At 60.3% G+C, this 20,977-nt stretch carries 14 protein-coding genes and 4 tRNA genes; 13 read left to right on the top strand and 5 right to left on the bottom strand.

The window, feature by feature from the left end:
• Positions 1 to 31 precede the first annotated feature (31 nt).
• On the bottom strand, positions 32 to 1,228 hold the full coding sequence (locus tag AC1Q9F_RS22275) for an amino acid aminotransferase (RefSeq protein ID WP_492620821.1): 1,197 nt from the start codon (positions 1,226 to 1,228) through the stop codon (positions 32 to 34).
• 336 nt (positions 1,229 to 1,564) lie between these two features.
• Between AC1Q9F_RS22275 and uvrB the strand changes: the two genes are divergently transcribed.
• Positions 1,565 to 3,580: an excinuclease ABC subunit UvrB gene (uvrB, locus tag AC1Q9F_RS22270; RefSeq protein ID WP_007956424.1), complete on the top strand. Its 2,016-nt coding sequence runs from the start codon at positions 1,565 to 1,567 to the stop codon at positions 3,578 to 3,580.
• Positions 3,581 to 3,640: 60 nt separating this feature from the next.
• Here the strand turns inward: uvrB and AC1Q9F_RS22265 are convergent, their stop codons facing one another.
• Both AC1Q9F_RS22265 and AC1Q9F_RS22260 read right to left on the bottom strand, forming a co-directional pair.
• Complete coding sequence (locus AC1Q9F_RS22265) at positions 3,641 to 5,191, bottom strand: MDR family MFS transporter (protein WP_007956426.1); 1,551 nt, start codon at positions 5,189 to 5,191, stop codon at positions 3,641 to 3,643.
• Complete coding sequence (locus AC1Q9F_RS22260; protein ID WP_085607876.1) at positions 5,181 to 6,230, bottom strand: HlyD family secretion protein; 1,050 nt, start codon at positions 6,228 to 6,230, stop codon at positions 5,181 to 5,183. Before AC1Q9F_RS22260 ends, AC1Q9F_RS22265 begins: the two co-directional genes overlap by 11 nt.
• 230 nt (positions 6,231 to 6,460) lie before the next feature.
• Here AC1Q9F_RS22260 and gltX point away from each other — a divergent pair, with 230 nt between their 5' ends.
• The 12 genes from gltX (at position 6,461) to AC1Q9F_RS22200 (ending at position 15,874) form a co-directional block, all read left to right on the top strand.
• Positions 6,461 to 7,942 carry a glutamate--tRNA ligase gene (gene gltX, locus AC1Q9F_RS22255; RefSeq protein WP_492620820.1) on the top strand — a complete coding sequence of 494 codons (1,482 nt, stop codon included), beginning with the start codon at positions 6,461 to 6,463 and terminating at the stop codon, positions 7,940 to 7,942.
• Between the two features lie 202 nt (positions 7,943 to 8,144).
• Positions 8,145 to 8,220 (top strand) — tRNA-Ala (locus AC1Q9F_RS22250).
• Between the two features lie 79 nt (positions 8,221 to 8,299).
• Positions 8,300 to 8,375: transfer RNA gene (locus AC1Q9F_RS22245), tRNA-Glu, on the top strand.
• 53 nt (positions 8,376 to 8,428) lie between these two features.
• Positions 8,429 to 8,504, top strand: a tRNA-Ala gene (locus AC1Q9F_RS22240).
• A 78-nt stretch (positions 8,505 to 8,582) separates the two neighbouring features.
• Positions 8,583 to 8,658 (top strand) — tRNA-Glu (locus AC1Q9F_RS22235).
• 183 nt (positions 8,659 to 8,841) lie between these two features.
• Positions 8,842 to 9,381, top strand: a complete 540-nt coding sequence (locus tag AC1Q9F_RS22230) for a TetR/AcrR family transcriptional regulator (protein WP_007956432.1) — start codon at positions 8,842 to 8,844, stop codon at positions 9,379 to 9,381.
• 30 nt (positions 9,382 to 9,411) lie between these two features.
• A complete protein-coding gene (locus AC1Q9F_RS22225) occupies positions 9,412 to 10,245 on the top strand; it encodes an alpha/beta fold hydrolase (RefSeq protein ID WP_007956433.1) in 834 nt (277 codons plus the stop codon).
• Between the two features lie 47 nt (positions 10,246 to 10,292).
• The gene (locus AC1Q9F_RS22220) at positions 10,293 to 10,754 is read left to right on the top strand and encodes an acyl-CoA thioesterase (protein WP_011333342.1); all 462 of its coding nucleotides are present in this window, start codon (positions 10,293 to 10,295) and stop codon (positions 10,752 to 10,754) included.
• 35 nt (positions 10,755 to 10,789) lie between these two features.
• Positions 10,790 to 11,749, top strand: coding sequence for a tRNA dihydrouridine synthase (locus AC1Q9F_RS22215; RefSeq protein WP_492620819.1), 960 nt, complete (start codon positions 10,790 to 10,792; stop codon positions 11,747 to 11,749).
• 119 nt (positions 11,750 to 11,868) lie between these two features.
• Positions 11,869 to 12,315 carry an Hsp20 family protein gene (locus AC1Q9F_RS22210; protein ID WP_207985580.1) on the top strand — a complete coding sequence of 149 codons (447 nt, stop codon included), beginning with the start codon at positions 11,869 to 11,871 and terminating at the stop codon, positions 12,313 to 12,315.
• Between the two features lie 188 nt (positions 12,316 to 12,503).
• Complete coding sequence (locus AC1Q9F_RS22205; RefSeq protein ID WP_207985581.1) at positions 12,504 to 13,199, top strand: DUF1266 domain-containing protein; 696 nt, start codon at positions 12,504 to 12,506, stop codon at positions 13,197 to 13,199.
• On the top strand, positions 13,196 to 15,874 hold the full coding sequence (locus tag AC1Q9F_RS22200; RefSeq protein ID WP_492620818.1) for a DUF805 domain-containing protein: 2,679 nt from the start codon (positions 13,196 to 13,198) through the stop codon (positions 15,872 to 15,874). The genes AC1Q9F_RS22205 and AC1Q9F_RS22200 overlap by 4 nt, the downstream gene beginning before the upstream one ends.
• Here AC1Q9F_RS22200 and AC1Q9F_RS22195 read toward each other — a convergent pair.
• Positions 15,871 to 17,562, bottom strand: a complete 1,692-nt coding sequence (locus AC1Q9F_RS22195; RefSeq protein ID WP_492620817.1) for an Hsp70 family protein — start codon at positions 17,560 to 17,562, stop codon at positions 15,871 to 15,873. The genes AC1Q9F_RS22200 and AC1Q9F_RS22195 overlap by 4 nt on opposite strands.
• Before the next feature lie 108 nt (positions 17,563 to 17,670).
• The gene (locus AC1Q9F_RS22190; protein WP_207985584.1) at positions 17,671 to 20,949 is read right to left on the bottom strand and encodes a bifunctional diguanylate cyclase/phosphodiesterase; all 3,279 of its coding nucleotides are present in this window, start codon (positions 20,947 to 20,949) and stop codon (positions 17,671 to 17,673) included.
• Positions 20,950 to 20,977: the final 28 nt, after the last annotated feature.

The raw sequence follows: 20,977 nt of genomic DNA, 5'->3' as shown, positions 1-20,977 counted from the left end.
CGAAGGCTTCCCGTTTTCAGTCAGCGCCGGATCAGATGACCTGGACGATGGCGTCCGTCACGGCTTCGATGTTGCTCTGGTTCAGCGCGGCGACGCAGATGCGGCCGGTGTCCAGGGCGTAGATGCCGAATTCGTTGCGCAGGCGGTGAACCTGTTCGGTGGTCAGGCCGGAGTAGGAGAACATGCCGCGCTGACGACCGACGAAGCTGAAGTCGCGCTGCGGGGCTTTCTTGGCCAGCAGAGCAACCATCTGCTCGCGCATGCCGCGAATGCGCAGGCGCATTTCAGCCAGTTCGGCTTCCCACTGGGCGCGCAGTTCCGGGCTGTTCAGCACAGCGGCGACGATGCTTGCACCGTGGGTCGGCGGGTTGGAGTAGTTGGTGCGGATCACGCGTTTGACTTGCGACAGGACGCGGGCGCTTTCTTCTTTCGATTCGCTGACGATCGACAGGGCGCCGACACGCTCGCCGTACAGCGAGAACGACTTGGAGAACGAGCTCGACACGAAGAAAGTCAGACCGGATTCGGCGAACAGACGCACGGCAGCGGCATCTTCGGCGATGCCGTCACCGAAACCCTGGTAAGCCATGTCGAGGAAAGGCACGTGACCTTTGGCCTTGACCGCTTCCAGCACGTTGTTCCAGTCCGCCGGGCTCAGGTCGACGCCGGTCGGGTTGTGGCAGCAGGCGTGCAGCACGACGATCGAGCCATTCGGCAGGGCGTTCAGGTCTTCCAGCAGGCCGGCGCGGTTCACGTCGTGGGTGGCGGCGTCGTAGTAACGGTAGTTCTGCACCGGGAAACCGGCGGTTTCGAACAGCGCGCGGTGGTTTTCCCAGCTCGGGTCGCTGATCGCCACAACGGCATTGGGCAGCAGTTGCTTGAGGAAGTCGGCACCGATTTTCAGCGCGCCGGTCCCGCCGACGGCCTGAGTGGTGACAACGCGGCCAGCGGCCAGCAGTGGCGAATCGTTGCCGAACAGCAGTTTTTGCACGGCCTGGTCGTAGGCCGCGATGCCGTCGATTGGCAGGTAGCCGCGCGAGGCGTGCTGAGCGGCGCGAATGGTTTCGGCTTCGATGACGGCGCGCAGGAGTGGAATTCGCCCCTCTTCGTTGCAGTACACACCTACCCCGAGGTTGACCTTATTGGTCCGGGTATCGGCGTTGAATGCTTCGTTGAGGCCCAGGATTGGATCGCGGGGTGCCATTTCGACAGCGGAGAACAGGCTCATTTTTACGGCAGCTCTATTGGAGAGTGGAGGGACGTGTGGCGCTCCAGCCGAATGCACTAGAGCGGTGCACAAACGGGGAGCTAGTATAGAGGCCATCATCGATCAATGGCGACAGGCGAATCGGCTTTTAAGGTAAGTTTTTCCGATTATTTCTCGACCGTTAGTCGAATGGACTTGTCGGAGACTTTACCGGATGTAGGACGTTTGCCTTGAAAGGCGAGGCAATCGGCTCCACATTCAGCACAATCTTCGTTTTTCCTTGCGCGACATCGGTCGTTTGCGGTCTTTCTCGTGGTGCTGCGGTTTGCCTGCAGCGGCGCGATTCCAGAGGTGTTTATGTCTGAATTCCAGCTCGTCACCCGTTTCGACCCCGCCGGCGATCAACCCGAAGCCATTCGCCAGATGGTCGAAGGCATTGAAGCCGGGCTGGCGCACCAGACGCTGCTCGGGGTGACCGGGTCGGGCAAGACCTTCAGCATCGCCAACGTGATCGCCCAAGTGCAGCGTCCGACCCTGGTGCTGGCACCGAACAAGACCCTGGCCGCGCAGTTGTACGGCGAGTTCAAGTCGTTCTTCCCGAACAACGCTGTCGAGTACTTCGTTTCCTACTACGACTACTACCAGCCCGAAGCCTACGTGCCGTCGTCTGACACCTTTATCGAGAAGGATGCGTCGATCAACGACCACATCGAACAGATGCGTCTGTCAGCGACCAAGGCATTGCTCGAACGCAAGGACGCGATCATCGTCACCACGGTGTCGTGCATTTACGGTCTGGGCAGCCCGGAAACCTATTTGAAAATGGTCTTGCACGTCGATCGCGGCGACAAGCTCGATCAGCGTGCACTGGTGCGGCGTCTGGCCGACCTTCAATACACCCGCAACGACATGGATTTCGCCCGTGCGACCTTCCGGGTGCGCGGCGATGTGATCGACATTTACCCGGCGGAATCCGACCTCGAAGCGATCCGCATCGAGTTGTTCGATGACGAAGTGGAGAGCATCTCCGCGTTCGACCCGCTCACCGGTGAGGTCATCCGCAAGCTGCCGCGCTTCACCTTCTATCCGAAAAGCCACTACGTGACGCCCCGGGAAACCCTGCTCGACGCCATCGAGGGAATCAAGGTCGAGTTGCAGGAGCGCCTCGAATACCTGCGCAACAACAATAAACTGGTGGAAGCCCAGCGTCTGGAGCAGCGCACCCGGTTCGACCTGGAGATGATCCTCGAACTCGGCTACTGCAACGGCATCGAAAACTACTCGCGCTACCTGTCGGGTCGTCCGGCCGGTGCGGCGCCACCAACGCTCTACGATTACCTGCCGGCCGACGCCTTGCTAGTGATCGACGAGTCTCACGTCAGCGTGCCGCAAGTCGGCGCGATGTATAAGGGCGACCGTTCGCGCAAGGAAACCCTGGTGGAATACGGTTTCCGCTTGCCATCGGCGCTGGACAACCGGCCGATGCGCTTTGACGAGTGGGAAGGGGTGAGCCCGCAGACGATTTTCGTCTCGGCCACGCCCGGCAACTACGAAGCCGAACATGCCGGCCGGGTGATCGAGCAAGTGGTGCGCCCTACCGGTCTTGTCGACCCGCAGGTTGAAGTGCGCCCGGCCCTGACCCAGGTTGACGATCTGCTCTCGGAAATCACCAAGCGTGTGGCGGTGGAGGAGCGGGTGCTGGTCACCACGCTGACCAAGCGCATGGCCGAAGACTTGACCGATTACCTGGCCGATCACGGCGTGCGCGTGCGTTATCTGCACTCGGACATCGACACCGTCGAACGGGTCGAAATCATCCGCGACCTGCGTTTGGGCACGTTCGATGTGCTGGTGGGGATCAACCTGCTGCGTGAAGGTCTGGACATGCCGGAAGTGTCGCTGGTGGCGATTCTCGATGCGGACAAGGAAGGTTTCCTGCGTTCCGAGCGCTCGCTGATCCAGACCATCGGCCGCGCGGCGCGTAACCTCAATGGTCGGGCGATTCTCTACGCAGACCGCATCACCGGGTCGATGGAGCGGGCGATTGGCGAAACCGAGCGCCGTCGCGACAAGCAGATCGCCTTTAACCTGGCCAACGGCATCACGCCGAAGGGCGTGTTCAAGGACGTCGCCGACATCATGGAAGGCGCCACCGTGCCCGGTTCGCGCAGCAAGAAGCGCAAGGGCATGGCCAAGGCCGCCGAAGAGAACGCCAAGTACGAAGCCGAATTGCGCTCGCCGAGCGAGATCACCAAGCGCATCCGCCAACTGGAAGAGAAGATGTACCAGCTGGCCCGCGACCTGGAATTCGAAGCGGCGGCGCAGATGCGCGACGAAATCGCCAAGCTGCGTGAGCGGCTGTTGGCCGTCTGACTGATCGTTCCCACGCTCTGCGTGGGAATGCAGCCCTGGACGCTCTACGTCCGCTCAAGGTTAATGTGCCTCGCCGGCCTTCAGTCCGGCGGGCAATTTCTTGGTCAGCAAAATCGCCAACATGCTGATCCCCAGCGCAATCCCGACAAAATGAAACGCATCGTTGTAGGCCATGATCAGCGCCTGCTGATGCACGATCTCGCTCAACTTGCCCAACGCCGCCGTGTCACTGCCGAATCGATCGGTCATCGACGCCAAACGTTCGGCCACCTGTGGATTGGTCGGCACCACCGCTTCACGTAAATAATCGAAGTAGGTCTTGGTGCGCGCGTCCAGCAGCGTCGCGAGCAGGGCGATGCCGATGGCGCCGCCGAGGTTGCGCAAAATGTTGAACAGACTCGACGCCGAGCCCGCGTCCTGCGGCAGGATGTACGCGGTGGCGATCAGCGAAATGGTCACCATGATCAGCGGCTGACCCAGCGCACGAATAATCTGGATCTGATTGAACTGCGGCCCGGCGAAATCCGGGTTGAGCACCCCGGATGAAAAGCTCGCCAGCCCGAACAGGCCAAAACCGATCGTGCACAGCCATTTCGGCGAGACAAATTTCATCAGCTTTGGCACCAGCGGAATCAGGAACAGCTGCGGCACGCCCATCCACATGATCACTTCTCCGATCTGCAGGGCGTTGTAGTTCTGGATCTGCGCCAGGTACAGCGGCAGCAGATAAATCGAACCGTACAGCCCAACGCCCATGCCGAGGCTGGAAATACTCGACAAGCCAAAATTGCGATTGCGCAGGATGCCGAGGTTGATCAGCGGATTGGGCTTGGAAATCTGCACGATCACGAAGGTGATCAGGCTCAGCAGGGCGATGCTGCCCAGCGTCACGATCAGACTCGATTCCAGCCAGTCCTTGCGATGACCTTCTTCAAGGAACACCTGCAGGCAACCGAGGCCAATGCCCAGTGTGAGAATGCCGGTGTAGTCAGTACTTTTCAGCAACTCCCAATGCGCTTCTTTCTTCTCCAGACCGTACATCAGCCCGGCGATCATGATCAGCCCCGGCGGGATGTTGATATAGAAGATGTACTCCCAGCCCCAGTTTTCCGTGAGCCAGCCGCCGAGGGTCGGGCCGATGGACGGGGCGAAGGTGGCGGTCATGGCAAACATCGCCATGCCTTTGGCGCGGTGATGTTCGGGGAGTTTGATCAGGGTCAGGGTGAACGCCAGCGGGATCAGCGCACCGCCAGTGAAGCCCTGCATGGCGCGAAACACGATCATGCTCTCCAGGCTCCAGGCCATCGAGCACAACAGCGACGAAATCAGAAACCCCAGCGACACCCACACCGCCAGCCGACGGGCCGACAGCAGCTGCACCAGCCAGGCGGTCAGCGGAATCATGATGATTTCCGCCACCAGATAAGACGTCGAAATCCACGAGCCTTCTTCCAGGGTCGCCGACAGCGCGCCCTGAATGTCTTTGAGCGAGGAGTTGGTGATCTGGATGTCGAGCACCGCCATGAAGGCGCCGAGCATTACGCTCATCACCGCGATCCAGTCCCGCCGGGTCGGTTCGCCGACCGGACGGATCAGTGAATCACCGGCCATTGTCAGGGGCGTCTTTGATGTTCACGGTGGCGGTGACGGACATGCCCGGACGGATCTTGCCGTGCAGCGGGTTATCGGCCTTGAACGTCAGCTTGACCGGAATCCGCTGCACGACCTTGGTGAAGTTGCCGGTGGCGTTGTCCGGCGGCAACAGGCTGAACTGCGCGCCGGAGGCGGCGAACAGGCTGTCGACCCGCGCTTCGATCGGTGTGTCGCCATAGGCATCGAAGAGCAGCTCGGCCTTCTGACCCGGCTGCATGTGGCCGATCTGGGTTTCCTTGAAGTTGGCCTGTACCCAGATGTCTTCGTCCGGAACGATAGACAAAAGATAGGCGCCGGCCTGTACCACTTGACCATTGCGGGCGGCACGCTGGCCGATCAGACCGCTGATCGGCGCGTGGATTTCGCTGCGGGTCAGGTTCAGTTCGGCCTGGGCGAGGTCGGCGCGGGCGTTGGCGATCTGCGCGTCGAGGCGTTTGATCTCGGCGGTCAGCGCGTTGACCTGCTGGCGCTGGCTCTGGGCATCGGCCTGGGCCTTGGCCACTTGCGAGCGAGCGATGTGGGCATCGGCGGAGAGGGTGGTGACCCGTTCCTCGGAAACGTAGCCGGGTTTGCGCAGGGTTTCTGCCCGCGACAAATCCACCTGCGAGCGGCCGAGCGTGGCCTGGGTGGTGGCGACTTGCGCGTCGCTGGCGGCGATCAGGCTGGCTTGCTGGGTCAGTTTGCTTTGGGCTTGCAGACGCTCGGCCTCACGGGTGGCGAGGGCGGCGTTGGCGCGATCGACGGCGAGGCGGAAGTCATCGCCTTCGAGACGGATCAGCAGCTGGCCTTTTTCCACGTGCTGGTTGTCCTGCACCAGGACTTCGTCAATGCGTGCGCTCAACTGGCTCGACACGCGGGTGATTTCACCCTGGACATAGGCGTTGTCGGTGCTTTCATAAAAGCGTCCCTTGAAAAACCAATGGGCGAAAAAGCCCCCGGCAATCAACAGGACCAGCAACAGGAAAATGAACAGGCGACGCTTGAGTTGGGCAGGCATGGGCAAACTGTAGTCGAGGAATTGTAAGGAAAGTTATCAGCAGGCGAATCTGGCATACAGCCGATGAACGGTAAATGCCGTCTGTTGATATTCGGCCATTCACCACGGCCAACGGGCGTTCCAGACGCAACCTTGGCTTAAATGCCCTGCCCGCTGGAGCGGGGCGGGTGTCGCCTGTTACCATTCGCCGCTTGATCGTTCTTTGCTTTTCATTCTTTTCGAGACATGCCATGACCACCGTCCGCACTCGCATCGCGCCATCGCCTACCGGGGATCCCCACGTAGGTACCGCTTACATCGCACTGTTCAACTACTGCTTTGCCAAGCAGCACGGCGGTGAGTTCATCCTGCGGATCGAAGACACCGATCAGTTGCGTTCGACCCGCGAGTCCGAACAGCAGATCTTCGACGCCCTGCGCTGGCTGGGTATCGACTGGAGCGAAGGCCCGGACGTCGGCGGCCCGCACGGTCCTTACCGTCAGAGCGAGCGCGGCGACATCTACCAGAAGTACTGCCAGCAACTGGTCGACATGGGCCACGCCTTCCCGTGCTTCTGCACCGCCGAAGAGCTGGATCAGATGCGCGCCGAGCAAATGGCTCGCGGTGAAACCCCGCGCTACGACGGCCGTGCGCTGTTGCTGTCCAAGGAAGAAGTCGCCCGTCGCCTGGCTGCCGGCGAGCCGCACGTGATCCGCATGAAGGTGCCGAGCGAAGGCGTCTGCGTGGTGCCGGACATGCTGCGTGGCGACGTCGAGATCCCGTGGGATCGCATGGACATGCAAGTGCTGATGAAGACCGACGGCCTGCCGACGTACTTCCTGGCCAACGTGGTCGACGATCACCTGATGGGCATCACCCACGTGCTGCGCGGTGAAGAATGGCTGCCGTCGGCGCCGAAACTGATCCTGCTTTATGAGTACTTCGGCTGGGAACAACCGGAGCTGTGCTACATGCCGCTGCTGCGTAACCCGGACAAGAGCAAGCTGTCCAAGCGCAAGAACCCGACTTCGGTGACGTTCTACGAGCGCATGGGGTTCATGCCTGAGGCGATGCTCAACTACCTGGGCCGCATGGGTTGGTCGATGCCGGACGAGCGCGAGAAGTTCTCGCTGCAGGAAATGGTCGACAACTTCGACCTCAAGCGTGTGTCGCTGGGCGGGCCGATTTTCGATATCGAGAAACTGTCTTGGCTCAACGGCCAGTGGCTGCGTGATCTGCCGGTGGAAGAGTTCGCCGCTCGCGTACAGAAGTGGGCGTTCAATTCCGAATACATGATGAAGATCGCGCCGCACGTTCAGGGCCGTGTCGAAACCTTCAGCCAGGTTGCACCGCTGGCCGGGTTCTTCTTCGCCGGTGGCGTGAGCCCGGATGCCAAGCTGTTCGAATCGAAAAAGCTCTCGGGCGATCAGGTTCGTCAACTGATGCAACTGATCCTGTGGAAGCTGGAAAGCCTGCGTCAGTGGGAGAAGGACAGCATCACCGCGACGATTCAGGCGGTGGTCGAATCCCTCGAGCTGAAGCTGCGTGATGCGATGCCGCTAATGTTTGCTGCGATCACCGGGCAGGCGAGTTCGGTGTCGGTGCTCGATGCGATGGAAATCCTCGGGCCGGACCTGACCCGTTTCCGTCTGCGCCAGGCGATTGACCTGCTGGGCGGTGTGTCGAAGAAAGAAAACAAAGAGTGGGAAAAGCTGTTGGGCGCCATCGCCTGATTGCGTTTGACTCTGCAGGACGCGCCGGAGGTCAGGATCTTTTGATCCTGTCCTTCGGTGTTTTCCCCCGAATTTACGGGGGGAGGGCGGTAAGTGATTGTAATGCCGACAAAAAATTTTGATTTTTTTCAAAAATAAGTTTGACAGCCTTTCGATACGCCCTTAAGATTCGCCCCGTCCTCAGCGATGACATCAACGATGAGGGGCTATAGCTCAGCTGGGAGAGCGCTTGCATGGCATGCAAGAGGTCGACGGTTCGATCCCGTCTAGCTCCACCAATTTACACTTCGAAGCCTGGCCACACCGGCTTCGAAGCGATCAACACTCAGCGTTGATCAGTTGTATAGAAGGGTTTGCGTCCCCTTCGTCTAGTGGCCTAGGACACCGCCCTTTCACGGCGGTAACAGGGGTTCGAGTCCCCTAGGGGACGCCAGTTTTACAGAAGCGATGTTGCAAGATGTCGCTCCGCCGAGAGGCGAAAAATCCGGGGCTATAGCTCAGCTGGGAGAGCGCCTGCATGGCATGCAGGAGGTCAGCGGTTCGATCCCGCTTAGCTCCACCAATTTACAGTTCAAGGTCTGGCCACACCGGCTTTGAATCGATCAGTACTCAGCGCTGATCAGTTGTATAGAAGGTTTGTGTCCCCTTCGTCTAGTGGCCTAGGACACCGCCCTTTCACGGCGGTAACAGGGGTTCGAGTCCCCTAGGGGACGCCACGATTACCCGCTCTGCGGGATTTTATAAGGGTCATTCAATTATTGAATGGCCCTTTTGTTTGTCTGGCGTTTGGCCAAATCCTCTTTTTCCTTAACACTGTGCTTCAGACCAGCGGTCACGCTTGTGACTTGCGGAATATTATTATGAGAATAATATTGCTATCGTAATATTCGGAGGCGACGATGAACGACAAGAAAGCTCAAACCCGCGAACGCATTCTCAAGGCCGCCAGTGCTGCACTGATTCAGCGCGGCCCGGCTGAACCGAGCGTGGGCGAAGTGATGGGGGCGGCCGGCCTGACCGTCGGTGGCTTCTACGCACACTTCGAAAGCAAGGACGCAATGATGCTTGAGGCGTTCAAGCAATTGCTCGGTCGCCGTCGCGACCTGATTGCCGACATGGACAGCGAGCTGACCGGTGAAGAGCGCCGCGCCCTGGTGGCCGCGTTCTACCTGTCGCGCAAGCATCGCGATTCCAGTGATTCGGCCTGCCCGATTCCAGCCTCCATCGGCGAGCTGGGCCGTTTGCCAGAGGAGTTCCGGATCGCCTTGAACGAACACCTGGAATTGATGATTGCGCAGTTGGCTTCAAGCCCTGAAGACATCGATAAAGCGTTGGCCGACGTGGCCCTGATGGTAGGTGGTCTGGCGCTCTCAAGGGCGTTGGGACCTGGTGATTTATCCGATCGATTGCTGCGCGCTGCCAAGTCGGCGGTGCGTTGACCTGAAGGCTACAAGCCCGAGGAGAGAGCGATGAGCACGTTGAAGTGGGTTCGCGGCGTTAATGGCACCTTGGGCTGGTTCGCACCGAAACTGGTAGCGAGCAAAATGCGGCTGGCATTCATGACGCCGCGCGCGAATACACCGCGGGACTGGGAGTTGCCGCTGCTGGCGAAATCCGAGCGCATCACCTTGCGGTTCGGTCTTTCGGCCCTGCGCTGGGGGCAAGGCCCGACTGTCTTGCTGATGCACGGCTGGGAAGGGCGGCCCACCCAGTTTGCTGCGTTGATCACGGCGCTGGTCGAAGCGGGCTACACCGTTGTCGCGCTGGATGGCCCGGCCCACGGTCGCTCGCCGGGGCGCGAAGCCAACGTGGTGTTGTTCGCTCGTGCGATGCTTGAGGCCGCTGCCGAATTGCCGCCGTTGCAAGCCGTCATCGGCCACTCCATGGGCGGTGCCAGTGCCATGCTCGCCGTGCAATTGGGCTTGCGCACTGAAACTCTGGTGAGCATTGCTGCTCCGGCGCGAATTCTTGGTGTGTTGCGCGGTTTTGCCCGTTACGTCGGCATGCCACCCAGAGCTCGTTCCGCGTTCATTCGCGAGGTTGAACAGGACGTCGGCATGCGCGCCGCCACTCTCGATGTCGCCCACTATCAACTGGATATGCCGGGCCTGATCGTGCATGCCGAAGACGACACCTTCGTCTCGGTCAAGGAATCCCAGCTTATCCACGAATCCTGGTTCGACAGCCGCTTGTTGCGTCTGGAAGCCGGCGGTCATCAGCGCGTGCTGGCCGACCCTCGGGTGATTGATGGCGTGTTATCACTGCTGGCCGGGCGCAGCCTTCAGGCGCGGCAATCGGCGTAGTCATCCGTTACACTGCCCCGGTTGAATCATTTGACCGGGAGTAGGGCATGGGCTGGGATCGGGCAACGCCGTTTACCATTGATCTGCAAGTGGGCGCCGAGGACATCGACGGGCTGGGCCACGCCAACAACGCGGTCTACGTGACCTGGCTCGAGCGCTGCGCCTGGCGTCACTCGCAACGCCTGGGTCTGGATCTGGTCGAATATCGGCGTCTGGATCGGGCGATGGCCGTTGTGCGCCACGAAATCGATTACCTGGCCGCCGCTTACGAAGGCGACGAGCTGCAACTGGCGACCTGGATCGTCGATTGGGATCAGCGCCTGAAAATGACCCGTCACTTCCAGTTGATTCGCCCCAGCGACAACGCCACGCTGCTGCGCGCCCAGACCACCTTCGTCTGTATCGAGCTATCCACCGGCAGGCCCAAGCGCATGCCCGCCGAGTTCATCGAAGGTTACGGCCCGGCCATACAGACGGCGGACATGGGTTTAACCCGCGAAACCCAGTAAACTGCCGCACGTTTTTCCTTGAGTGTGTGTTTCCCATGCAAATTGCTCTGGCGCCGATGGAAGGGTTGGTCGACGACATCCTGCGCGATGTCCTGACCCGTGTCGGCGGTATTGACTGGTGCGTGACCGAGTTCATCCGTGTCAACGATCAGTTGCTGACCCCGGCCTATTTCCACAAGTTCGGCCCTGAACTGCTCAACGGTGCGCGCACCGCTTCCGGCGTGCCACTGCGCGTGCAATTGCTGGGTTCCGATCCGGTGTGCCTGGCGGAAAACGCGGCACTGGCCTGCGAACTAGGCTCTGAAGTGATCGATCTGAACTTCGGCTGCCCGGCCAAGACCGTCAACAAATCCCGTGGTGGTGCGGTACTGCTCAAGGAACCGGAGCTGCTCAACCAGATCGTCGAGCATGTCCGTCGCGCTGTGCCCGCGCACATTCCGGTCACCGCCAAGATGCGCCTCGGTTTCGACAGCCCCGACGGCTCGCTGGTGTGCGCCACCGCGCTGGCCGAGGGTGGCGCCGAGCACATCGTGGTTCACGCCCGGACCAAGATGGACGGCTACAAGCCGCCTGCCCACTGGGAGTGGATTCCGCGTGTGCAGGACGTGGTCAAGGTGCCGGTATTCGCCAACGGCGACATCTGGAGCGTCGAGGACTGGCGCCGCTGCCGGGAAATCAGTGGCGTCGAAGACATCATGCTCGGTCGTGGTCTGGTATCGCGTCCGGATCTGGCCAAGCAGATCGCCGCCGCACGTGCCGGTGAGGAAGTAGTCGAGATGAGCTGGGCCGAGCTGATGCCACTGATCCAGGACTTCTGGCTGCAAGCCAAAGCTCAAATGACCGCGCGCCAATCGCCGGGTCGTTTGAAGCAATGGCTGGCCATGCTGACCCGCAATTATCCCGAAGCTGTCGAGCTGTTTACCGTGCTGCGCCGGGAGACCGAGCCGGATCAGGTCTCGCGCTTGCTGGGTTTGCCGGTCGCCGAAGCCGCCTGAAAAAATCTTCAAACGATCTCTTGAAAACAAAACGCAGGTCCCTATCTAAGGGTTACGCGATGCCGAATTCGGGTCGCGGAGACAAAAAACTTGCTGATTGTTTTCAGGAGATTTGAACCATGAGTACCGCATTTTCCCTCGCTCCACTGTTCCGTTCCTCGGTAGGTTTCGACCGTTTCAACGACCTGTTCGAGACTGCCCTGCGCAACGAGCCAGGCAGCACCTATCCGCCTTACAACGTCGAAAAACACGGTGACGATCAATACCGCATCGTCGTGGCGGCAGCCGGTTTCCAGGAAGAAGACCTGGACCTGCAAGTCGAGAAAGGCGTGCTGACCATCAGTGGCGGCAAGCGTGATGCCAACGAAGGCGTCACTTTCCTGCATCAGGGCATTGCCCAGCGTGCATTCAAGTTGTCTTTCCGCCTGGCCGATCACATCGAGATCAAGGCCGCCGGCCTGAGCAACGGTCTGTTGAGCATCGACCTGTTGCGCGTGATTCCGGAAGAGGCGAAAGCCAAGCGCATCCCGATTAACGGGGTGCAGAAGCCGGCTCTGCAACACTGATTCACTTGCAGAAACACAATCGTCTGAACGGGCGATAGGCCGCTGAATGAAGGCCCCGATACGTCGGGGCCTTTTTTTGTGGGCGCAGGAAAGTCGTCGCGGGGTTTGCCGCTGGTTTCCTGGCTCTTTACAATCCGCGCCGACAAGGCCGGCACTCCTAATTTTTCACCGGCCCCGGAGCCTTTTTCATGGACGAGATGGAGCAGCGCTGGCTGTATGCGCTTTCTGCACCTTTGGTTGCCCTAAATCCCGATGCCGACTACACGGCACCCACTTATTGCTTCGACCTCAAGCACGTCGATGTCGAAGGAGGGTGGGGCATTACCACGCGCCCGCAACTATTAGACATGTTGCGCACGGCCGACAACGGGCACGCCACACAGTTGAACGAAGCCTATCGTCAATGGGAACGCTGCCTGCCTTCCGAGTGGCAAGCGCTGATCGAAACACTCGACAGCCGGCAACGGACTTTTTACGAATTGGCCAGCCGTACGTTCGGAGAGTGCGGCTCCGGCGGCATTCGCGCCTGGGATATCGGGCGTATGGGGTTTCTGCTGCGCTCCGCAGTGCTGCACGGCTGGATCGACCTGACCGAAAGCCTCTGGTTGCACGGTCGCATGGCGGCGCGTGCGCGGTATTACTACGACAGTTGGACCAGTTATCTGAACGGTTTTGTCATCGGCAAGGCCTTTTGGCATTGCCTCGGCAACAAGGATGAGGAACTGGCTCACGAATACGACAGGCAAGGTGATTACATCGGCACGACGGTGGTGCTCAGGAAGCTGGATCGCGACGCTCGCGACCTTTTTGCACAATTGCCTTGGGACATGCCCCTGCATCTGCCGGAACGCCCTGAGTCTCTAGGGGAGTTCGACTGGTCATGAGCTGCTGGATTCGCTTGGGTATCGAACCCACCAAAGACAATGAAGCCATTCGTGGCGCCTATCGCGCGCGTTTGCCACAGCACCATCCGGAAACGGATCCTGAAGGTTTCCAGGCATTGCGCGAAGCCTATGAAATCGCCTTGCGCTTTGCCCGAGAGGAAGAGCCCGAGGCAGATGCACCGGCTGACACCGAGCTGAGTGCCAGCGATCAGCTGTTGAGCGGCTTTGATGCGTTGCTCAATGATTCTGCGCGCCGATTCGCTCCTGCGGCGTGGCAGGTCTTCATTTTTGAGCTGGATCAAGTGCCGCTTGAGGTTTTGGATGAGGTTTGCTGGCCTTTGCTGCGCGAGTTGCTCGATGCAGGGCCTATTTCCCACGTCTGCGCACGCTTGCTCGCCCAACGCATGGGCTGGGCGAGTCGGATGCTCGATCTGGATTTCGAAAATGCCCGGCATGTCGACGAATTTTTGCAGCGTATCGAGGCGGCGGATCCTTTCGATACATCGTTGATGAGCGAATGGCCAGTCGTCGCGCAGCTGGAAACGCTATGGTTTTTGCGTACGCTGAATCATCTGCACCGTAATGCGTCACTGGATGATTACCGTTATTTCGCCAACCTTCACACCTGCGTACCGCTACCGCCGGACGACGGTTTGCTGCAGCGTCTGGCCATCCAGTTCAGTCAGGCCGGCATCGCCAGCAAAGGCTTTCTCGAAATCATCAATGAGCAGCATCGGCTTGCGCCGATGGATGTTGACTGGCTCTATCTGCTGGCGTGCCAGCGCAGCGCCTTGGGCATGGAAGAATTGGCGCTGCAGGCTTGGGTGCGTCTCTGGCGAGAGCATCAGCACCCGAAAGCCGCAGACTGGCTCCTGGCCCTGTGCGCGCGTCATCAACCCCAGCGTTTGCCGTTGTTGATTCAGGCATTTGATCGCCTCGAGAATTTCCGCGACTGGTCCGATGACCTGGGTGATGTCACCCAGGAATACGGCAGCCCTTCGCAGCGTCCGGAAACACTGGGTCGCTGGTTTCGCGCCCGACAGCTTGAGCTGCATGACATTGCCGATGCCTTCGTCGAATGGCGCATCAGTGGTGATGAATTACCGTTACTGGCATCTCTGATCGTCGCCAGCGATGACCCGCGACTGCAGACGCTGTACCAGTACGCCTGGGCGCTGCACCGGGGTGACGTTCCATTACTGCAACGAATCATGGAGGCGCCGCAGGCTTCGGACATTCTTGAACAGCTGGTGTTGGAAGGCTTCAAGTATCAGGCCGACCAGCAAATCTGCTGGTTGACCCAGGCACCGATTCCGCTGGCACTGAAAGCATTTCTGGCGAGCAATTCAGCGCAACCGGTACTTGAGCCGGTGTTGCAGAAGGGCGAACCGCTGGCGCTTTGTCTGCTGTGGATGCGTCGCCTGCGGGCCTACGACGCTCGTTCGTTGGCCCGACTGGATGAGGCATTCGGCCTCGGTAAGCAAGGTGCGCTGCTCGACGGACTGAAGTTGCTGGCACAACTCGCCGGGCAGGGCATGGTGCTTCCCGCTATCGATGGTCGTTGCGATGTGTGGGAATGGCATCGTCAGGCCCTGTATCTGCTGGCGACGCTCGACCAGCCGGTGCGCTGGCTGGGCGCGCAGTCGGCGCATTGCGTCGACTCGATGAATGTAGAGCGGGAGCATCCTCTGGCGCGTTTGCAACCGTTGCTCTGCCGGTTGAATCGCGAACAGGGCAGTGCCAGCGGTCTGCTCGGGTGGTTGCAAGCGGCAGATCCGGTGCATGCCATGCTTGCCCGTCAGCTGTTGAGCGCTCAGGAGGCGCTCGACAGTGCGCGGTTGCTGAGCAACGACCGCTTGTTCGAGTGCATGCGCAGCGATATCAAGGCGTTCGATGACGATTTGCTCGGGCGCATGTTGCTGGGGGGCGTGCTGTATCACGATCCTCTGCTGGATGCCCAGCAGCGAAAATACCTGCTCGACAGGATTACCGAGGTCGTCAATCCACAGGACTGGTTCGATGGTTTCCGCCACGGTTTGATCAAGGGTGAGCCGCCGCATCCACCTTCAGCGCTTCTGGAGGAAGAAGGGATCAGCAGTGATGCTTTCGGTCTGGCTGTGGATGTGCTCAAGGGATTGGTGCGTTACGGCAGTGCCGGTGTGCCGCGGCAGAAAATGCTGCTGCGCATGCAACGAGCCAAGGACAATCCCGAGAATGGCCTCGGTCTTCGTTTTGCCTTCAGCGCGCTGTTGTCGTGGAGTGAGCGTTTGTTGCAGGCCAAAAGCGACACCCGCCCGACGCCGGCTTCAGCTTTCTGGCGTTTGGGCTCGCGGTTGGGCCGAGGCGCATTCATCTGGCAGGTCATTGGCGCTGTGTTGATCACGCCTTTGGCGGCGTTGCTCAGCGGTACGCCGCTGGCCGGAATCATCGTGATGTTGTTGGGCGCAGCGTTCCTGCTTGGCGCGATTTTGCGTCGCCTGCATGATATGGGGCGAGGGATTCCCACCTTGCTGATCATCGCAGTGTTGTCGCCGGTACTCCCTTTCTTGCCGCTGATACTGTTCGGATTTCCCGGTGATAAGTTGCCCAATCGGTATGGTGTGCCACCGGACAGTGTTAGTGAAGACACACTGCCCGGCGGTTTGCAGGCCACGTTGCGACGGCTGATCGGTTAGAGGCGAAGTTGATCCAGAGCCTTGTTGAGTTGTGACCGGTGGCTGGCAATCTCTTCCGATTGCTGGCTGCCGAGCACGGTGGTGAACGTGTCCAGCCAGTCGGCAATGCGTTCGCGTTCGTCCCCCAGGCTTTGCGTCCACGCACGCTCCAGCCGGGCCAGTAGCGTCCGGTTTGGAAGGGCGTCTCGGGGGTGGATTTTCAGGGTGGCGAGTCGCTCGTGACTGTTTTGTCGCGATTGTTCGTCGAGCCCGGTCGGGCTTCGATCAATGCTGTGGCTGTGACGTTCACCGCTGTCCAGCAAGTTGACGTCAACCTCGAGCAATCCGTTGATGTCGTAGCTGAAACGCACGTCCAGAGCCTGGATCTGTTCGCTCGCCGTTACCGGTACGTCGAAAGCATCAATGAAAATGTTATCGCGCACCCAAGGGCGTTCGCCCTGGTAGACCGCGATGCGAATGGTCTCCTGCTGTGGATGCGTGGTGTAAAAGCGTTGCACCCTGGATGTTGGAATAATGGTATTACGCTCGATGATCGGTGAAAAAGCGCCGCTGATACCTTCACCACGGTTGGTCGAAATTCCCAGTGTGTAAGGGCAGACATCGGTCAGGATCAGTTCTTCAACCGCACCGTCCCGCGCCTTGCACGCCGCTTGCGTCGCCGCACCCAGTGCGACAATCGTGTCCGGATCGAGGTGTCGATAAGGCAGGCGTCCGAACAGCGTGGCCACCATTTGCTGCACTGCCGGCATCCGTGTGGCACCGCCCACCAACACCAGGCTGTCGAGATCTCGGGGTTTGAGGCGGGCATCACGCAGGGCTTGCTCGATCGGTGCGCGCAAACGGGCCAGAAGTGGTTCCCAGATCTTTACGGCGCCGGTTTCGTCCAGCGACCATTCATACGAACTGTCCCCATTGCGCCAGTTCAGGCTTTGAGTGCCTTCGGAGAGCTTGCACTTGAGCTGTTCAAGGTTGTCGCAAAGGCTGGCGAGGTTCTGGGCTTCAATGTGCGCCGGGGTGAGCTGCCACGCCTTGAGGCATGCTTGCAGCAAGGCCTCGGTAAAGTCTTCACCACCCAAAAAGTTGTCCCCGGTGGACGCATGCACTTCAATCAGTGGCAACGCATATTCCAGCACCGTGACATCGAACGTCCCGCCGCCCAGATCGAAGATCAGCGTGCGTTCGAATTTCTGCTCGTGCAGCCCATACGCCATCGCGGCGGCGGTCGGCTCGTTGATCAGTCGGGAAACTTTCAGGCCCGCCAGTTCGGCGGCGAACAGTGTGCGTTTGCGTTGCTCGTCACTGAAATACGCCGGCACGGAAATCACCGCTTCAGAAACCGGATGGCCGAGAAAGGCTTCGGCGTCCTGCTTGAGTGAGCCCAGCACCAGTGCCGATAATTCTTCCGGGCTGAAGGTTTTGGTGCCGAGTTCGATCTGCCGGTCGCTGCCCATGAATCGCTTGAACGCGGCGGTGGTGCGTTCCGGGTGAGTCGTCAGGCGTGCGCGTGCGGCTTTGCCGACCAGAATGGTCTCGTCTTCATCCAGGCTGACCACCGACGGGGTCAGTACCTCGCCGAGGGCGTTGGGGATCAATCGGGCCTGACCGTCCTGCCAGACGGCGATCAAACTGTTGGTGGTGCCAAGGTCAATGCCCAGCAGGGCCGGGCGGGGGAGGGTTGCATCCTGCATGATCGATCTCGAAACAGCGCGAAAAAACGCGACCCTACAGGTTGCCGCCAACCCTGGCAATTACCGGCCTGGCGACGATGCCTGCGGTAAACGACCGCAGGCGTCTGGTCATTCCAGCAATCTCTTCAGCCCCTCCAGCGGCAACGGCCGACTGTGCAAATATCCTTGATACAAATGGCACCCCAGCCCTTGCAGGAAGGCTAGCTGTTCCGGGGTTTCCACACCTTCGGCGATCACTTCCAGTTCCAGGCTGCGGGCCATGGCGACGATGGCGCGGATGATTTCTGCGTCGTTGGGGTCGGTGGTGGCGTCGCGGATGAACGACTGATCGATCTTCAGCGTGTCCACCGGCAATCGTTTCAGGTAGGTCAGCGATGAATAGCCGGTGCCGAAATCGTCCATGGCGAAACTCACGCCGAGTTTTTTCAGACGACGCATTTTGCTGATGGTGTCTTCCAGGTTCTGGATGACGATGCCTTCGGTGATTTCCAGTTTCAGCAAGGAACAGGGCAGACCGTGGCTGCTCATGCTGTGTTCGATGCGCTCGACGAAGTCGTTCTGGCGGAACTGCCGGGGGCTGATGTTCACACACAGGCTGAAGGCCAGTGGATCGATCAGCTTTTCGGCGATCAATTGCTTGAAGGCTTCGCACGCCTCATCGAGGATCCAGGTGCCGACCTCCAGTATCAGCCCGCTGTCCTCCAGCACCTTGATGAATTCGGTGGGCGATTGCGCGCCGAGTTCCGGGTGATTCCAGCGCACCAGGGCTTCGGCGCCGATGATGCGGTTGTCCTGGGCGTCGATCTGCGGTTGGTAGTGCACGTCGAATTCGCCCCGGGACAGCGCCAGACGCAGGTCGGTCTCCATGCGCAGCCGTTCGCTGGCCGCTTTCTGCATGGTGTTGTGATACATCTGCGTGGTGTTGCGTCCGGAATCCTTGGCGCGGTAAAGCGCGATGTCGGCGCGTTTGAGCAGGTCGGTCGGGGTCGAGCCGTGATCGGGAATCAGCGCCACCCCGATGCTAGGGGTCACTTGCAGGCGCTGGCCATCGAGGAACATCGGCTCCGACAGCAACTCGCGAATGGTGTCGGCCAGCTCGCGTACCTGGGCGCTGACTTCATTGCGCGTGCCTTCCAGCCCGCTGAGCAACACCACGAATTCATCGCCACCGAGCCGCGCCACGGTGTCTTCCATACGCACGCTGGCTTCAAGCCGCGCGGTGATGATTTTCAGCACCGTGTCGCCAACCGGGTGACCCAGCGAGTCATTGATGTGTTTGAAGTGATCCAGATCGAGAAACAGCAGCGCACCGCGCAGGTTGTGGCGCTTGAGTAGGGCTATCTGCTGGCTCAGGCGATCCATCAACAGCGCGCGGTTGGGCAGGTTGGTCAGCGGGTCGTGATAGGCCAGGTGGCGGATCTGCGCTTCGGCGTTCTTCAGCAGGCTGACGTCCCGGGCGGTGAGAAGCAGGCAGGCGGTTTCATTGAGGGTGATCGGTTCGACCGAGACTTCCACCGTCAGGATCTCGCCGCGCTTGTTGCGCCCGAGCATTTCCTGATGGTGCACGCGGCCCTTGATCTGAAGTTCTGCAAGCAGCGCCGAGCGCTGTTTTTCCTCGGCCCAGATGCCGACCTGATACACGGTTTTGCCCACCACTTCGTCGGCGCGGTAGCCGGTCAGGCGGCAGAAGCCGTCGTTGACCTCCAGATAACGCCCGGTGTCGCGCTCGGTGATGGTGATCGCGTCGGGGCTGGAATGAAATGCCTTGGCGAACTTCTCTTCGCTGGCCTTGAGCGCCGCTTCCGAGCGCTGTTGCTGGGTGATGTCGCGCAACGTGGTGACGATGCACGGCTGGTTGCCGACGCTGATCTGACGGCTGGAAATCACGCAGGTCAGCGACTGGCCGTCCTTGTGCTGGACGATGATCGCGACATTGCTCAGGCCCTGTTCGCGGATCACCCTTTCGATGCGTTGCAGGCTTTTCGCCGAGGCGTCCCACAGGCCGATTTCTTCGGCGGTGTGGCCGATCACATCGCTGGCGCTCCAGCCGAAGGTCTGGGAAAAACTCGAATTGATCTCGATGAATTCCCCGGTTTCCTGGCGGGTCACGCAGATCGGGTCGGGGCTGACCTGGAACAGGGTGGCGAATTTCTCTTCCGAAGCCACCAGCCGTTGCTCGCGTTCAACCTGATCGGTGATGTCCAGCAGGGTGCCGGCCATCCGCAGCGGCACGCCGTTGTCGTCGCGATAGAGGCGGGCGCGGCTTTCCAGATAACGCGAGCTGCCGTCCGGCAGTTGCACGCGGTAAGTCAGCTGATAATTGCCCGCCGGGCCTTCGCGCAGGCTGCGATAGGCGTCGCGCATGCTGTCGCGTTCTTCGCCGGGGACGCCCTCGAAGAACTCTTCGAACGACTCATGGAACGGTTTCGGCTCCAGACCGTGCAATTGCGCAGCGCGGGCCGAGCCGTAGAGCATGCCGCTGGGAATGTGCCAGTCCCAGGTGCCGAGCTGCGCCGAATCCAACGCCAGGTCGAGGCGTTCCTGGCTGTCTTTCAGGGCATGTTCGGCAGCTTTGCGTTCGGTGGTGTCGAGAAAGGTGCTGAGCAGGTACGGCTGGCCTTCGAGTTCGACCTTTTGCGCGCTGAGGATGCCGTCGTGGATCTGGCCGTTGCTGGCGCGGAACTGCACCTCCATGCTGATCAGTTCGCCCTTGGCCTTGGTTTTCTTGACCAGCTCCGCCCGTTGCTCGGGATGCACCCACAGGCCCAGTTCCAGGGTGGTGCGGCCGATGGCGCTCTGCACCGGCCAGCCGAACAGGCTTTCGAAATACTGGTTGGCCTCGCTGATCAGACCGTCTTCCTGACGAGTCAGCAGCACCATGTTCGGGCACAGATGGAAAAGCGTGGCGAAACGTTTCTCCGAGCTGCTGAGGGCCTGTTCCCGTTGCCGCTGGTGGGTGATTTCGCGGATCACCCCGATCATTCGGGGGCGGCCGTGTTTGTCCGGCAGCAGGCTGCCGTTGATCTCCAGCCAATGCAGGCTGCCGTCGGGCCAGCGGATGCGGTGGTGCATTGCCTGTTCCAGCGGCGCGCCGGCGATTACCGCGTGGAAGGCGCGGATGGTTTTCGCCCGGTCTTCAGGTGGCAGCAGGTCGAGGTATTCCAGGTCTTCGGGCAGCGGTTGCCGCGGATCGAATCCGAACAAGGCCTGAGTGCCGCGCGACCAACTGATCTGCCCGCGCTCGATGTCCCAATACCAGGCCCCGAGGCGGGCGCCGTTAAGCGCCGCGAGCAGTTGCGGCGCGCTCTCCCAGCTCTGCTCGGAACGCCGTGGATCAATGGCCTGAATACGCGGCATTGGCGGAATACGGTCAACAGATTTCGGCATTGTTAAGGGGCCTTGAGCTGATTTGGGC

The organism is Pseudomonas sp. GW823-FHT04A03, from assembly GCF_058796615.1.
The sequence above is the reverse complement of the archived record's forward strand: the minus strand, read 5'-3'. Positions and strand labels throughout refer to the sequence as shown.

Excerpts from the sequence above, each read along its gene's own strand:
- AC1Q9F_RS22275 (WP_492620821.1), bottom strand. The coding sequence starts at position 1,228 with ATGAGCCTGTTCTCCGCTGTCGAAATGGCACCCCGCGATCCAATCCTG.
- uvrB (WP_007956424.1), top strand. The coding sequence starts at position 1,565 with ATGTCTGAATTCCAGCTCGTCACCCGTTTCGACCCCGCCGGCGATCAA.
- AC1Q9F_RS22265 (WP_007956426.1), bottom strand. The coding sequence starts at position 5,191 with ATGGCCGGTGATTCACTGATCCGTCCGGTCGGCGAACCGACCCGGCGG.
- AC1Q9F_RS22260 (WP_085607876.1), bottom strand. The coding sequence starts at position 6,230 with ATGCCTGCCCAACTCAAGCGTCGCCTGTTCATTTTCCTGTTGCTGGTC.
- gltX (WP_492620820.1), top strand. The coding sequence starts at position 6,461 with ATGACCACCGTCCGCACTCGCATCGCGCCATCGCCTACCGGGGATCCC.
- AC1Q9F_RS22230 (WP_007956432.1), top strand. The coding sequence starts at position 8,842 with ATGAACGACAAGAAAGCTCAAACCCGCGAACGCATTCTCAAGGCCGCC.
- AC1Q9F_RS22225 (WP_007956433.1), top strand. The coding sequence starts at position 9,412 with ATGAGCACGTTGAAGTGGGTTCGCGGCGTTAATGGCACCTTGGGCTGG.
- AC1Q9F_RS22220 (WP_011333342.1), top strand. The coding sequence starts at position 10,293 with ATGGGCTGGGATCGGGCAACGCCGTTTACCATTGATCTGCAAGTGGGC.
- AC1Q9F_RS22215 (WP_492620819.1), top strand. The coding sequence starts at position 10,790 with ATGCAAATTGCTCTGGCGCCGATGGAAGGGTTGGTCGACGACATCCTG.
- AC1Q9F_RS22210 (WP_207985580.1), top strand. The coding sequence starts at position 11,869 with ATGAGTACCGCATTTTCCCTCGCTCCACTGTTCCGTTCCTCGGTAGGT.
- AC1Q9F_RS22205 (WP_207985581.1), top strand. The coding sequence starts at position 12,504 with ATGGACGAGATGGAGCAGCGCTGGCTGTATGCGCTTTCTGCACCTTTG.
- AC1Q9F_RS22200 (WP_492620818.1), top strand. The coding sequence starts at position 13,196 with ATGAGCTGCTGGATTCGCTTGGGTATCGAACCCACCAAAGACAATGAA.
- AC1Q9F_RS22195 (WP_492620817.1), bottom strand. The coding sequence starts at position 17,562 with ATGCAGGATGCAACCCTCCCCCGCCCGGCCCTGCTGGGCATTGACCTT.
- AC1Q9F_RS22190 (WP_207985584.1), bottom strand. The coding sequence starts at position 20,949 with ATGCCGAAATCTGTTGACCGTATTCCGCCAATGCCGCGTATTCAGGCC.